13 protein-coding genes are annotated in these 13,915 nt (G+C 67.3%); 9 read left to right on the top strand and 4 right to left on the bottom strand.

Annotation, left to right across the window (positions count from 1 at the left end):
- Positions 1-270: 270 nt before the first annotated feature.
- The 9 genes from F9K07_RS04420 (at position 271) to F9K07_RS04380 (ending at position 9,993) form a co-directional block, all read left to right on the top strand.
- A complete protein-coding gene (locus tag F9K07_RS04420) occupies positions 271-1,119 on the top strand; it encodes an enoyl-CoA hydratase-related protein (protein WP_159589763.1) in 849 nt (282 codons plus the stop codon).
- Positions 1,116-2,714: a class I adenylate-forming enzyme family protein gene (locus F9K07_RS04415; RefSeq protein WP_159589761.1), complete on the top strand. Its 1,599-nt coding sequence runs from the start codon at positions 1,116-1,118 to the stop codon at positions 2,712-2,714. The genes F9K07_RS04420 and F9K07_RS04415 overlap by 4 nt, the downstream gene beginning before the upstream one ends.
- Positions 2,711-3,910 (top strand): CaiB/BaiF CoA transferase family protein, encoded by a 1,200-nt coding sequence (locus tag F9K07_RS04410; protein WP_159589759.1) that lies wholly within the window; start codon positions 2,711-2,713, stop codon positions 3,908-3,910. The genes F9K07_RS04415 and F9K07_RS04410 overlap by 4 nt, the downstream gene beginning before the upstream one ends.
- Positions 3,907-4,794, top strand: a complete 888-nt coding sequence (locus F9K07_RS04405; protein WP_159589757.1) for an enoyl-CoA hydratase-related protein — start codon at positions 3,907-3,909, stop codon at positions 4,792-4,794. The genes F9K07_RS04410 and F9K07_RS04405 overlap by 4 nt, the downstream gene beginning before the upstream one ends.
- Entirely contained in the window at positions 4,794-6,002 is a 1,209-nt protein-coding gene (locus F9K07_RS04400) for an acyl-CoA dehydrogenase family protein (protein ID WP_159589755.1), read from the top strand. The genes F9K07_RS04405 and F9K07_RS04400 overlap by 1 nt, the downstream gene beginning before the upstream one ends.
- On the top strand, positions 5,999-7,126 hold the full coding sequence (locus F9K07_RS04395; protein WP_159589753.1) for an acyl-CoA dehydrogenase family protein: 1,128 nt from the start codon (positions 5,999-6,001) through the stop codon (positions 7,124-7,126). The genes F9K07_RS04400 and F9K07_RS04395 overlap by 4 nt, the downstream gene beginning before the upstream one ends.
- 28 nt (positions 7,127-7,154) lie before the next feature.
- Positions 7,155-8,141, top strand: a complete 987-nt coding sequence (locus F9K07_RS04390; protein WP_159589751.1) for a Bug family tripartite tricarboxylate transporter substrate binding protein — start codon at positions 7,155-7,157, stop codon at positions 8,139-8,141.
- A gap of 124 nt (positions 8,142-8,265) precedes the next feature.
- Positions 8,266-9,012 carry a FadR/GntR family transcriptional regulator gene (locus F9K07_RS04385; protein ID WP_159589749.1) on the top strand — a complete coding sequence of 249 codons (747 nt, stop codon included), beginning with the start codon at positions 8,266-8,268 and terminating at the stop codon, positions 9,010-9,012.
- 54 nt (positions 9,013-9,066) lie between these two features.
- Positions 9,067-9,993 (top strand): LysR family transcriptional regulator, encoded by a 927-nt coding sequence (locus F9K07_RS04380; protein ID WP_159596812.1) that lies wholly within the window; start codon positions 9,067-9,069, stop codon positions 9,991-9,993.
- Between the two features lie 7 nt (positions 9,994-10,000).
- Here the strand turns inward: F9K07_RS04380 and F9K07_RS04375 are convergent, their stop codons facing one another.
- From F9K07_RS04375 to F9K07_RS04360, 4 genes are read right to left on the bottom strand one after another with little or no spacing between them, the layout of a single operon-like run.
- Positions 10,001-11,131: a 2-methylaconitate cis-trans isomerase PrpF family protein gene (locus F9K07_RS04375; RefSeq protein ID WP_159589747.1), complete on the bottom strand. Its 1,131-nt coding sequence runs from the start codon at positions 11,129-11,131 to the stop codon at positions 10,001-10,003.
- A 9-nt stretch (positions 11,132-11,140) separates the two neighbouring features.
- Complete coding sequence (locus F9K07_RS04370; RefSeq protein WP_159589745.1) at positions 11,141-12,028, bottom strand: fumarylacetoacetate hydrolase family protein; 888 nt, start codon at positions 12,026-12,028, stop codon at positions 11,141-11,143.
- 27 nt (positions 12,029-12,055) lie between these two features.
- Positions 12,056-13,030: a cupin domain-containing protein gene (locus F9K07_RS04365; protein ID WP_159589743.1), complete on the bottom strand. Its 975-nt coding sequence runs from the start codon at positions 13,028-13,030 to the stop codon at positions 12,056-12,058.
- Positions 13,023-13,889, bottom strand: coding sequence for an isocitrate lyase/PEP mutase family protein (locus F9K07_RS04360; protein ID WP_159589741.1), 867 nt, complete (start codon positions 13,887-13,889; stop codon positions 13,023-13,025). Before F9K07_RS04360 ends, F9K07_RS04365 begins: the two co-directional genes overlap by 8 nt.
- Between the last annotated feature and the right edge of the window lie 26 nt (positions 13,890-13,915).

Here is a 13,915-nt window from a genome sequence, read left to right as displayed (position 1 = left end):
ATGCGCAGGCGAGGAGCGCGGCACGCACAGGTTGCCGCGCGCAGCGCGGTCAAGTTCGCGTGTTTGAGCGAAGCGAGTTTGCGAACTTGCCTGTGCGTGCGAGCACCGCAGCGAGCCCCGAAGGGGCTGCGCATCGAAGCCCTCAGGCCAGTGCGCCAAACCCTTGGCGCGCCCAAACGGCTCCGAGCGACACCCAAAAACCCAATTGACAACCCATAAACTTGGTCCTACCATATTCATTCACATAGCCAAAATTTGGTTGGACCATAAATGGAACTCAAAGTCACCGACTACAGCATCGACGCCGACGGCGTCGCCACCGTGCGCTTCAACCGGCCGGGCCGCGGCAACTCCTGGACCGCCCGCATGAACCTGGAATACCGCTGGATCATGGCCACGCTGGACGACGACCCAGCCGTGCGCGTGATCGTGCTGCGCGGCGCGGGCAAGCAGTTCTGCGTGGGGGCGGATTTCAAGGCGCTGAACTTCTACGCCGAGGAGGAGCGCGACTACATGGCCACGGTGGACACCAGCGCCGCCGCCCAACCCGGCCACGGTGTGCGCCCCGAGTACGAGCAGGACCTGGTGTGGGCCTGGGGCCTGCGCAAGCCGGTGATCGCCGCCATCAACGGCCCCTGCGCCGGCATCGCCGTGGCCATCGCCGCGTACTGCGACCTGCGCTACGCGGTGGCCGGCGCCAAGATCACCACCGTGGCCGCGCGCATCGGCCTGCCCGCCGAGTACGGCCTGGGCTGGATACTGCCGCGCCTCATGGGCGTGACCCACGCGGCCGACGTGCTGTTCACCGGCCGCATCTTCACCGCCGAAGAAGCGCTGAAGATGAACTTCCTCAACGGCGTGTTCGAAGCGGAAGAGTTCGACGAGCGCATCGCTGAGATCGCGCGCAACATGGCCCGCACGGTCTCGCCACAAGCCGCGCTGCAAACCAAACGCCAGATCTACGCCGAGCTGATGGAGCACGACGTCGGCGCCTGCATCGAAGACAGCAAGCGCCGTATCGGCCAGGCCATGCACCAGCGCGACTTCAAGGAAGGCGTGGCCGCCATGGCCGAGAAACGCGAGCCGCGTTACAAGGGTGTGGGAAAGGGCGACCAATGAACACGACTGCCACCCTCCCCACGGTCCGCTGGGGCACCCAGGTCGAGACCGGCACCGTCAACGGCCACCCCTGCCGCATGTACGCCCAGCGCCCGCGCGCCATGGGCGAGCTGCTGCTCGACGCGCAACGCTGGGCCGATCGCGAATACGTGGTGCAAGGCGAACGCCGCCTCACCGGTGGCGAACACGCTGCCCGCGTGGCGCGCGTGGCCGCGCACCTGCGCACGCTCGGCATTCGCAGCGGCGACCCGGTGCTGCTGCTCGGCTTCAACCAAATCGAATGGCTCACCAGCTTCTGGGCGCTGCAATGCTGCGGCGCCATGGTGGCGCTGGGCAACGCCTGGTGGAGCGAACACGAGCTGAACGACGCGGCCGACCTGGTGCAACCGCGCTTCGTGCTGACGGCCGATTCGCTGCCCCGCCCTGCGCATGAAGGCGCCACCGTGTTGACCTTCAGCGAGGTGCGCGCCATCGCCGACAGCGACACCGATGCACCACTCGTGCTGGACACCGTGGACGAAGAAGCCCCCGCTGTGGTGATCTTCAGCTCCGGCACCACCGGCAAGGCCAAGGGCCTGGTGATGTCGCACCGCGGCGCGATCGCCAACATCCAGAACCTCATGGCCATGACCGGCCGTCTGCCGAGCGAACTCGACCCTTCGCACCCCGGCACCGTGAGCCTGGTCACCATGCCGCTGTTCCACCTCGGCGGTTTCCAGATTTCCATCATGACGCTGCTCTCAGGCGGCAAGGTCGTGTTTCTCAAACGCAAGTTCGAGCCACTCGAAGTGCTGGAACTGATGCAACAGGAACGCGTGCGCGCCTGGGGCAGCGTGCCCACGATGGTGGCACGCGTGGTGCAACACGAGCGCTTCGCCGAGTTCGACACGAAGAGCGTCTCCAGCGTGCAGATGGGCGGTGCGCCGATTCCGCACGAACTGCGCGAGCAGGTAGGCAGGGCGTTTCCTGCCTCGCGCAAACGCGTGGGTGCCATGTACGGCCTCACCGAAGTGGGTGGCGTGCTGGCCACCGGCTCGGGCGACGACGTGCAAGGCCGTCCCGGTTGTGTGGGGCGTCCATTGGCCACGGTCGAAATCCGCCTGGCCAACCCGGACGCCAGCGGCGCGGGCGAGATCATGGCCCGCACGCCCACCGCCACGCTCGGCTATCTCGGCGACAGCACAAAACTTGACGACGCCGATGGTTGGATCGCCTCGGGCGACCTCGGCCGCTTCGACGAAGAAGGCCGGCTCTACATCACTGGCCGGGCGAAGGACATGATCATTCGCGGCGGCGAGAACGTGGCCAGCGTGCACGTGGAACGCTGCCTGCGCACGCACCCGGCCGTGGCCGAGGTGGCGGTGGTCGGCTTGCCCCACAGCGATCTGGGCGAAGAAGTGTCAGCCGCCGTGGTGTTGCGCCCGGGTGCCACCGTGACCACCGAAGAACTGCGCGCCTACGCGGCCAGCCAGCTCGCACGCTTCGAAGTACCTTCGCGCTGGTGGCTGCGGCACGAGCCTCTGCCCACCAACGCGACCGGCAAGGTGTTGAAGCGCGAAGTGGTCGCCGCCTGGCCCGAAGAGGTGTCTGTATGAGCACCAACCCCCTCGCATCGTTGCTCCCCGGCGTGCTCGACGGCGTGCGCGTGCTCGACCTCACGCAGATGGTGGCCGGCCCGCTGTGCACGCTGCTGCTCGGCGACATGGGCGCGGATGTCATCAAGGTCGAGCCGCCCGGCGGCGAGAGCGCGCGCCACATCGGCCGCAACCGGCCCGGTGGCGAGAGCGACTATTTCCTGAGCATGAACCGCAACAAGCGCAGCATCGTGCTCGACCTGAAGCAGCCCAAGGACATCGAGGTGCTGCGCGCGCTCGCTGCGCGCTCCGACGTGTTGGTGGAGAACTTCCGCCCCGGCACCATGGAGAAGCTGGGTATCGGCTACGAGTCGCTCAAGACCGACAACCCGGGCCTCATCTGCTGCTCGCTCTCGGGTTTCGGCAGCACCGGCCCCTACCGCGACCGCCCCGCGCTGGACCCGGTGATCCAGGCCATGTCGGGCCTGATGCAGCTCACCGGCACAGCCGAGAGCGGGCCGCTCAAACTGGGTGTGCTGCTGTCCGACTTCGTGCCGCCGCTGTTCGGCACCATCGCCGTGCTGGGCGCCCTGCGCGCGCGCGATGCCAGCGGCGTGGGCCAGCGCATCGAGATCTCCATGCTCGACGCGACCGTGTTTTCCATGGTACCGCGCGAGCAGTACTTCTTCGCCACCGGCAAGACCCCCGAGCGCTCGGGCAACGCCCACTACCAGATGGCGCCATGGAACACCTACGCCACCGCCGATGGCAAGCACCTGATGGTGGTGGCGCACACCGAGAAGTACTGGCAGCGCATGGCACAGGCCATCGGCCAACCCGCACTGCCGCAAGACGCGCGCTTCATCGACAACGCCGCGCGCATGGCGAACCGCGGCGCGCTGGACGCGATCCTGGCCGACGCCTTCGCCACCGACACGCTCGCGAACTGGACGCAACGCCTCACCGACGCCGACGTGCTGTTCTCTCCCGTGCGCGATTTCGAAGCCGTGTTCGCCGACCCTGCCGTGCGCGAGCACATGGTGCAGACCGTGGAGCACCCGACCGTGGGCGAGCTGCCGCTGTTGCGCACGCCCATGCGCATGGGCAGCACGCCGACCACGATCCGCCGCGCCCCCCCCTTGCTCGGCGAACACACCGCGCAAATCCTGGCCGAACTCGCCGCCGATGGCCACACGATGAAAGAGACCACCCCATGAGCACGACCACACAAGGCAGCGTCGACTACCTCGCCCGCGACGGGCGGGCCTATGTCACCCTGAACCGCCCCGAGAAACGCAACGCCATGAGCCAGACCATGTGGGAACAGCTCATGCTGGCCTACGACAAGGCCGAGGACGACGACGACGTGCGCGTGGTCGTGCTGCGCGGCGCGGGCGACGACTTCTGCGCCGGCCACGACCTGGCCGAGGTGGGCAACCAGTACGGCGATGGCGGCACCGACGAACACGGCCGCAAGCGCCGCCCGAGCCAGCGCGCGCGCCTGCAATACGACAAGCACTACATCGAGCGCTTCCAGCGCATCTTCACCTTCCTCAAACCTTCGGTGGCGCTGGTGCGCGGCTACTGCCTGGGCGGTGGGCTGTACATGGCCGAGTCGTGCGACCTGGTGATCGCGGCCGACAACGCTCGCATGGGCCATCCCGAGCAAAAGCTCGGCCTGTCCGGCGCGGCCTACCTCGATGCCTGGGAGATCATGACCCTGGGCGCGCGCAAGGCGCGCGAGCTCTTGCTGCTGGCCGAGGTGTGGGACGCACAGGAAGCGCGCGCCAATGGTCTGGTGAACAAAGTGGTGCCGCTGGCGGACCTCGAAGCCCAGGGCGAAGCCTGGGCCGAGCGCATCGTGCGCCTGCCGCGCGATGGAATCGCCCTGGGCAAGGCCGCCACCAACATGGCCATGCAGGCGCTGGGCGTGACCAGCCAGTTCGCCTACGGCCCGGTGTTCCACACGCTCGCCACCAACATGCGCTGGGAGCCGGGCGAGTTCAACTTCATGAAGGAGCGCAGTGTCAGCGGCGTGCGCGCCTCCACCCACCAGCGCGAAGCGTTCTACGCCACGCCGGTGCGCCAGGAAGGCGAGTGATGGATTTCGACCTTCCCGCTGAAGACGACCCGCGCCGGCTGGAAGTGCGCGCCTGGTTGCAAGCGAACCCAAAGCCCGGCTACGCGCTGCTGTTCGACCAGGGCTACACCGTGCCGCACTGGCCTCGCCCCTGGGGTCTGGGTGCCAACCCCGAGCTGCAACTCATCATCGACGACGAGCTGGCGCGCGCCGGCATCCGCGCACCACACCACAAGAACCCGGTGCCCATCAACAACTGCGGCCAGTCGCTGCTGCGCCATGGCACGCCGGAACAACAGGAGCGGTTCCTCAAACCCGCTCTGGCCTGCGAAGAAGTGTGGTGCATGCTGTTCAGCGAACCCTCGGCCGGCTCCGACGTGGGCGCGCTGCGCACCACGGCGCGCCGCGAGGGCGACCACTACGTGATCCGTGGGCAGAAGATGTGGACCTCGCTGGCCGACAAGGCGCAGATCGGCGTGCTGGTGGCGCGCACCGACCCGAGCGCGCCCAAGCACGCGGGTCTGTCGCAATTCTTGGTCGACATGAAGAGCCCCGGCATCACCATCCGCCCGATCGCCGACATGAGCGGCGAAAGCGGCGAGTACAACGAGGTGTTTTTCGACGACGTGATCGTGCCGGCCGATCGTTTGCTCGGCAAAGAGGGCGATGGCTGGAAGCTCAGCATGCAGCAGCTGCAGACCGAGCGCGTGGCGCTCTCTCGGCCCGGCGCGATCTGGGGTTCGGGCCCGTCGGCGCGCGAGTTGGTCGATGGCCTGGTGGCCGCAGGCCGCTTCAAAAATCCCCTGGTGCGCGACGAGGCCGTCGGCTTGTGGATCGAAGGCGAAATCCTGCGCCTGCTCGCGCTGCGTTCGTTGAGCGACCGCATGAACGCGCGCGAGTCCGGCCCGGAGGGGGCTGTGCGCAAGATGGTCGCCGCCCCGCACGGCCAGCGCGTGCTCGATCTGGCCAAGCGCAGCCAGGGCGTGGCCGGCCTGGTGAAGAACCGCGACGTGCTGCCCATGACGCAAGCAGAACGCGGCCCCTTCTCCAACTGGGACCACGCCTTCTGGTGGAGCCCCGCCGTCACGCTGGGCGTGGGCACGCAGGAGGTGTTGAAGAACGTGGTGGCCGAACGCGTGCTGGGCCTGCCGCGCGAGAAGGACCCCACGCGCCACACCCCGTTCAACCAGATCGGCAAGGCACAGCCGACGCAGAAGGAGGCCGCATGAACTTCAGCCTCTCCGAAGACCACACCGTGCTGCGCGACGCGGCCGCCGATTTCCTGCGCGACCAGGTGGATCTCGCCCCGCTGCTCGTGCCCGGTGCCGACGCGCAACAGGCGCCTTACGACGCGCTGTGGGCCAAGCTCTGCGAACTCGGCTGGCCGGCCATGGCCGTGCCCGAGGCACACGGCGGCCTGGGCATGAGCGAGATCGATGTCGCCATCGTGTTGCGCGAATGCGGTCGCACGCTCGCGCCCACGCCGCTGCTGGGCACCTTGGCCGGTACCTGGGCCTTGCTCGCAGCGGGCAGCCCCGAACAGCAAACGCTGTGGTTGCCGCAAGTGGCCGAAGCCGGCCTGCGCATGGCCCTGGCCACCGCGCCCGCCAGTGGCGATGCCGGCGCGGCCGATGCCGATGTGATGGCCACGCTCCATGCAGACGGCTCGTACCGCCTGAGCGGCAGCAGCCATTTCGTGATCGACGCACCCGGTGCGCAGTTGCTGGTAGTGGCTGCCATGCTGGACGGCGCCAAGCGCTTGTTCCTCGTGCAGGGCGAAGCCGATGGCATCGAGACCGAATGGCTCGCCTGGCGCGACATCACTCGGCAGGTGGCACACGTGCATGTCAAGGACGCAGTCGGCGATCTGATGCCCGGTGATTGGGACAGCACCTGGCCCACGCTGCGCAACCGACTGCACCTCGCGCTGGCGGCCGAGAGCGCAGGCGGCCTGCAGGCCGTGCTGGACGACACCACCGCCTACGTCAAAGAGCGCGTGGCGTTCGGCCGGCCTATCGGCGCGTACCAGTCGATCAAGCACGGCCTGGCCGACATGCTCGCGCAGACCGAATGCACGCAGACCGCTGTGCTCTACGCGGCCTGGGCGCAATCGCAAGACGAGCGCACCGCCACCCTCGCATCCGCCATGGCACAGGCCTACGCCAGCGAGGCCTACCGCGACGCCACGCACCGCAGCATCCAGATGTTCGGCGCCATCGGCTTCACCTGGGAGATGAAGAACCACCTGTATTTCAAGCGCGCGCGCGCCAACGCCGAGTGGCTCGGGTCTGCCGCCGAGCAACGCGAGTTGATCGCGCGCACGCTGGAAACGGCTCACGCCACCCCGCACTGACTTCCCACATGCCACAAGGAGACACACCATGACCTCACGCACACCCTCTTTTCCGCGCCGCGCCTGCCTGGCGCTCATCACCGCCTCCCTAGGGCTGCTCGGTGCCACCAGCACCTGGGCACAATTGAGCCCCAACAAGCCGCTGCGCATCGTCTCGCCTTACAGCGCCGGCAGCGGCGTGGACATGATCGCGCGGGTCTATGCCAAGCACCTGGGCGAGGTGCTGAACCTGCCCACCATCGTGGAAAACCGCGACGGCGCGGGCGGCATGATCGGCTCGGCCTACGTGGCCAAGCAGCCGGCCGATGGCCACACCATCCTGGTGGCGACCACGCCCTTCGTGGTCGGCCCGATCAGCCAGAGCAACACCTCGTACGACCCGCTGAAGGACTTCGTGGCGCTCGGTCAACTGGCCGTGAACCCCTTGGCGATGACGATCACCAGCAGCCTGCCGATCAAGTCCATGACCGACCTCGTGGCCTATGCCAAGGCGCACCCCGGCAAGCTCACCTACGCATCGTCCGGCCCCGGCACGCCGAGCCAATTGGAGATGGAAGCGCTCAAGGCGCGCCTGGGCATGGACATTCGCGAGATTCCGTACAAGAGCAACGCGCAAGCGCTGGCCGACACCATCGGCGGCACGGTGGACATGTACTACACGGTGCAGTCCACAGGCTTGTCCAACGTGCAGGCCGGCAAGCTGCGCGCGCTCGGCGTGGGCGCGCTCAAGCGCACCACCGCCATGCCCGACACACCCACCATCGCCGAAGCCGCGAACCTGCCGGGCTACGAATCGCTGGTGTGGTACGGACTGGTCGCACCGGCCGGCACACCGCCGGCGGTGGTCAAGACACTGAGCGATGCGATCCTGAAAGCGTCGAGCCGCCCCGAGGCGATCGAAGACATCAAGAAGATCGGCTTCGAACCGATGCCCACCTCGCCCGACGCATTCGCCAAGATCATGGCAAAGGAAGCGGAGAAGGCGACGGCGGCGTTGCGCGCGGCGAAGAAGTAAGGCATCGAAGCCGCCCCGCCGCAGCGCCCCTGGTCTGTCGGAGGGCTGGCAGAATGGACCCGTGCCCGCAAGCCTGCGCCACGGGCCATTTCTTTTGACAACGTCCAGGTTCCACGCCGCTGCCATGCCCATCCAGTCCCCCGTCGTCTTCAAGCCGCTGCGCAAGCGCACCTTCGAAGAGGTGTCGGCCCAGATCCGCGAACAAATCTCGGCCGGCGGACTGCGCGAAGGCGACAAGCTGCCACCCGAACGGCAGCTGGCCGAGTCCCTGGGCGTGAGCCGCAATACCGTGCGCGAAGCCCTGCGCTCCCTGGAGCATGCGGGCCTGATCGAGCTCAAGCCCGGGGCCGCTGGCGGGGCCTACATCGCCAATGGCGGCGTCAACGCGATCAAGGTCGCGTTCGGCGACATGATGAGCCTGGGCACCTTGAGCGCGCAGGACCTGATGGAAGCGCGCATCGTGCTCGGCCGCGAAGTCGCGCGCATGGCCTGCCTGCGGTACACCGAGAGCGACATGGCCGCGATGGAGGCGAATTTCGAGCAGATGTCGGCGGCGGCCCGGGCCGGTGACCTCAAGCTGCGGGTCCACCACAGCGTCGACTTCCACCGCATATTGGCGCGCGCGGCGGGCAACCCGGTGCTGGCCATCATGACCAGCGTGCTCGTGGACATCACCTTGAACTTCGTGCGCGTGCTCGGCGAAATGCCCAACGAATTCGCGATCGAATCGCGCCAACGCATGCTGCAGTACCTGCGCGAACGCGACGTCGACAAGGTGCTGCAGGAGTACACCGACTACATGCAGAAGGCGCTGCGCAACTACATGCGCGACGTGCGGCTGGATGCGCGGGAGTTCACGCAAACCCGCTAGCAGTTAGCGTCCACGCCGAAGCCCCTTTCAAAAAAATCGATGGAGACGCGACAGATGAACATGCGGCAGTTGCAATACTTTCTAGCGGTGGCGCATGAGCTCAGCTTCACCCGCGCAGCCGAGCGTGTTCACATCGCACAACCGCCGCTCAGCCAACAGATCATCGCCCTGGAAGAAGAGCTTGAAACGAAGCTCTTTATCCGCGACAAGCGAAAAGTGCAGTTGACGCCTTCGGGGGCCATCCTCGTCGAACACGCGCAACGGGTCCTGAATGCCGCGGCCGGCGCCATCGCGGCCGTGCGGGCCGCCGACCGAGGTGCCGACGCCACCTTGTCGGTGGGCGCGATCTATTCCGCGCTCTTCACGTTCCTGCCGCACACCCTGCGCATCTTCAAGTCGCAGCGACAGGCCACCGACGTGAATTTGCAGGAAATGACCATCGGCCAGCAGATCAATGCGCTCAAGGAGGGCGAGATCGAGATCGGCATCATGCGCGGCCATGTACACGACCGCGACATTGCCAGCGAAGTGCTGTACCGCGAACCGCTGGTGGTCGCGGTACCCGGCGGCAGCAAGTTCGAGGGCGCCAGCAAGGTCACCATTGCCGAACTTGCATCTTGGCCCCTGATTGCCGTCGGACGGGGCACCACGCGGGGATACTCCGACCGCATCTTCGAACTGTTCGAAGAACGCGATCTGCGGCCAACGGTCGTGAACGAGGTGCGGGACATGCACACCTCCATCTGCCTCGTCGCCGGCGGGCTCGGTGTTTCGGTCGTCCCGGCGGTGATGCAGGTGATGCAATCGCAGGGCGTGACCTACCGCGCGCTCCAGGACGACCACAAGGGCGTCAACTGCGTGGTGGCCTGGCGGCGCAACGCGGAGACGCCGCTGGTCACGGGTTTTCTCGACGCGGCGCGGCGCACGGCCCAACAGCTCATGGCGCAGCGGCCCGACATCTACCTCGGCACGGGCACCTAAATCAAAGTCAAAGGCAGACGGCCCCTTCGAACAGCCTTCGCGTGGTGCGGTAAAACGCACCCGAAGCCGCGTGCCAACCACCGCCCGCACGCCGCACATCGGCCGCCACCGTGAGCACCCCCGACGGCATGGCCAGGCGCAAGCCTTCGCCCCCACGCCCACGCCGTGAGAGCTGCTGGGGCAGGCTGCCTTCGATCTGCATCGCCACGCCGGTGCACAAGGAGCCGGTCAGGGGCAGTGCGTTGTGGGGTTGGCCATTGGAGAGCATGCGCACCACCAGATCGGCATCGCCGGCCGGGATGCACTGGCCGTCCAGGGTGGTGCTGTCCCGGGGGGAGGACACCAGCGCGATCATGGGAATCGCATCGATGGCAAGCGCCAACTCGGGTGTGGCGGCGATGCTCATCATGACGGAGGCTTCGAGCCGCAGCCGCGCCAGCAAGGCCATGGCCTGTGTGTGCGCGCCCAGCACCTCGGGCAACTCGGTGCCGGCAAGGCCCAGTTGCGCGGCGTCGACGAACACGCAGGCGTTGGCGGCGTCCACGAGGCTGGCGCGAAAGCGGCCTTCGGGCAGCTCGATCTCGTCGAGCGCGCGGCCCGTGGGCAACAGCCGCCCGGTCGACGCACCGCCGGGTTCGAGAAAGTCGAGCCGCACCGGCGCGCCCGTGCCATGGACGCCGGGAATGGTCAGATCGCCTTCGCTCACGCTGCGCCCGCCGCGCACGGGAAACGAGGCGCGGATGATCTTGTGCGTGTTGGTGTTGTGGATGCGCACCTGCGCCATGCCATCGCGCACCTGCACCAGGCCTTCGTCCACCGCGAAAGGGCCGATCGCCGAGGACATGTTGCCGCAATTGCCGCGGTAGTCCACCGACGCCTTCTTCACCTGCACCTGCGCGAAGGTGTAGTCGACGTCTGCGCCATCCACCGAGGGTGCGCCCACGACGCAGACCTTGGAGAGCGAGGACACGCCCCCGCCCATGCCATCGAGCTGACGGCCGTAGGGATCGGGGCTGCCCATGGCGCGCAGAAAGATCGCGTCCCATGCCGTCCGGTCGGCGGGCAGATCGCGCGCGTGGAAGACGATCGCCTTGCTGGTGCCGCCGCGAATGAAAGCGGCAGGGATGCGGGCCGCCATGCCACGAACTCAGTAGGGGCGCGGCGCACGCTGTGCGTGCTCCCGCACCGACAGCGTCATCGCACCGACGGATTCGATTTCGATGCGCACTTCATCGCCCGGCTCTATCGGACCCACGCCTTCGGGCGTGCCGGAGGCGATCACATCGCCTGGCTGCAAGGGCAGCACGGAGGAGATCAGTTCGATCAGTTCGGCCACGCCGACGATCATCTCGCCCGTGTTGGCGCTCTGGCGCAGTTCGCCGTTGACCCACAGGCGGTTGGACAACGACTGCGGATCGGGCACCTCGTCGGCGGTGACGATCCAGGGCCCCATCGGGTTGAAGGTTTCGAAGGACTTGCGCATGGTGCGCTCTTCCTCGAAGCTGCCCTTCTCGATGCGCATCGTGGCGTCGATCAGGCAGGCATAGCCGAACACGTGGGACAGCGCCTGCTCCCGCGGTATGTTGCGCCCGGCCCGGCCGATCACCACGGCCAGTTCGGACTCGTGGTCGAAACGCCGCGAAGAGTCCTTGGGCAGCAGGATGGACTGGCCCGATCCCACCAGCGAACCCGGCGCCATGAGGAAGAAGCCCTGCTCACGCGCACTGCGCCCGCCCGTGGTAACCGAGCGGTTGCCGATCTCGCCGATGTGTTTGGCGTAGTTGGCAGGAGCGGCAAACACATGCCCGGGCGCGGGGTTGGGCGGCAGCAGGCGAAGGCCAGCGAGTTCGCGCCGAGGCGCCGAACGGTACTGCGACGACAGCACAGGGCCCAGCTCGGACCAGTGTCCGATGAGGTGGTTGATGCGCTGCCTGGGCAACGCGTCCAGAAACGGTGGCAACAGGGCCGTGACGTCGTGCACGGCGTCGCCGTCCACAACGCCCACGCGGAAATCATCAAACGATACGAGTTTCATCGGTGATCAGTAGAAAGGGCAAAGGGTTCAGGACACCACGGACTCTTCGCGCAGCCATCCCAGCTTGTCCAGCATGGGCCGGTCGGACATGCGCAGCAGCACCGCGTCGCCGCCCTCGCTGGTGTGGGTGGCCGCCGTCCAGTAAGGCACGGCCACGATGTCGCCCCGTTCCCAGGAAAAGCTGCAATCGTCGAACTGCGAACGGCCCTGGCCTTCGATGACGACGAAGATCTCGCTCGCGGTGCTGCGCCCGGGCGACCAGCGCGCACCCGTTGCGAGTTCGATGGCGGTGCGGTCGAACGTGGGCAGCACACCGGGCGCCAGCGCGAGCGTGCGCACACCCGGGGCCATCTCGGGCTGGGCCGCCAGGCGTGGCCGGTAGTCGGCGTAGGCCACGCGCATCGGAGAGTCCGGCGCCACCTCGCCGTCGGTGGACACGGCCTGAGGATGGTGTTCGAAGAACATGGGGCCGAGCAGGTGCACCGTGGGCGAATCCAGGATGTCGATCCAGTAGGCATCCACGTCGGCCTCGTTCGAGTGCCCGTGGTAGCACCAGTTGGGTGTGAGCAGCACGTCCCCCGGCTCCATCGGCACCTTCACCCCTTCGACGATGGTGTAGGTTTGCGCCTTCGAGTCGAGCGCGATCCGCATGGCGTTGGGCATGTGGCGGTGGCTGCGCGCGGTCTCGCCCGCCTTCACCATCTGGTAGGCCGCCACCAGCGAGTTGACGGTGGGGAAATGATTGCCCGGCACCGGGTTGGCCATGATCAGGTTGCGCCGTTCGGCCCATTCGGTGCCCACCAGGCGGCCGGCCGCGTGCAGCGCCGCATGGGCATGCGCATAGCGCCAGTGCGCGGGCACGAAGGGCTGTTTGGGTTGCGGGTACATCGACGGCGTGGGCTTGGCCCAGCCGTTCTTCATCTGCACACCGTCGAGCAAGGCATGCAGCTCGGGCAGTGTCTGCGTGCGGTCGAAATCGGGGGCGTGTTCCATATCATGCATAGCGCTTTTCCAGCGCGTCAAAAAGCGGTTTGTCCACCAGGCGCTGGCGTTCCTGGAACGGCACGACGAGCGTAGGGTCTTCGTCCAGGCGGCGACGCTTCTGGAGTTCACCCAGCGAGCGCTGCATGCCCAGCACCGCGCCCTGCAGCGCCGCATTGGCGTAGAGCACGATGCCAAAGCCCAGGCGCGCGAGTTCCTCGCCATCCAGCGCGGGCGTCTTGCCGCCCACCACGATGTTCATCACCTGCGGCACTTGAAGGCGCTGCGTCAGTTCGCGCACCTCGGCATCGCTCTCGGTGGCTTCGACGAACAGGATGTCGGCCCCCGCCTCGGCATAGCGCTGTGCGCGTTCGATCGCGCCCTCGAAGCCTTCCGTGGACCGGGCGTCGGTGCGGGCGATGATCTGGAAGTTCTCGTCGCTGCGCGCGTCGACGGCGGCCTTGATCTTGCCCACCATCTCGCCCACGCCGATCACCTGCTTGCCGCTGAAGTGGCCGCAGCGCTTGGGGCTGGCCTGGTCTTCGATCTGTACGGCGTCCGCGCCCGCGCGCTCCACCTGGCGGATGGTGTGGCGCACATTGAGGGCGTTGCCAAACCCGGTGTCGATATCCACGATCAGCGGAAGCTCCACGGCGTCGCGGATGCAGGCGGTGTGCTGGACGACCTCCTGCACGCCGATGTAGCCCAGGTCGGGCAGGCCGTAGTGCATGTTGGTCAACCCGGCGCCGGTGAGGTAGACCGCCTCATAACCCAGGTCGGCGATCACGCGGGCGCTCAGCGCGTTGAACGCGCCGGGAACGATCAACCCGTCTTTGCGGGCCACGCGCTCCTTGAGCGCGATTTTGGTGGCAGAACCCATGGATGCAGTGGAGCTTGAACCACGCG

Source organism: Hydrogenophaga sp. BPS33, from assembly GCF_009859475.1.
Lineage (GTDB): Bacteria > Pseudomonadota > Gammaproteobacteria > Burkholderiales > Burkholderiaceae_C > Hydrogenophaga.
The sequence above is the reverse complement of the archived record's forward strand: the minus strand, read 5'-3'. Positions and strand labels throughout refer to the sequence as shown.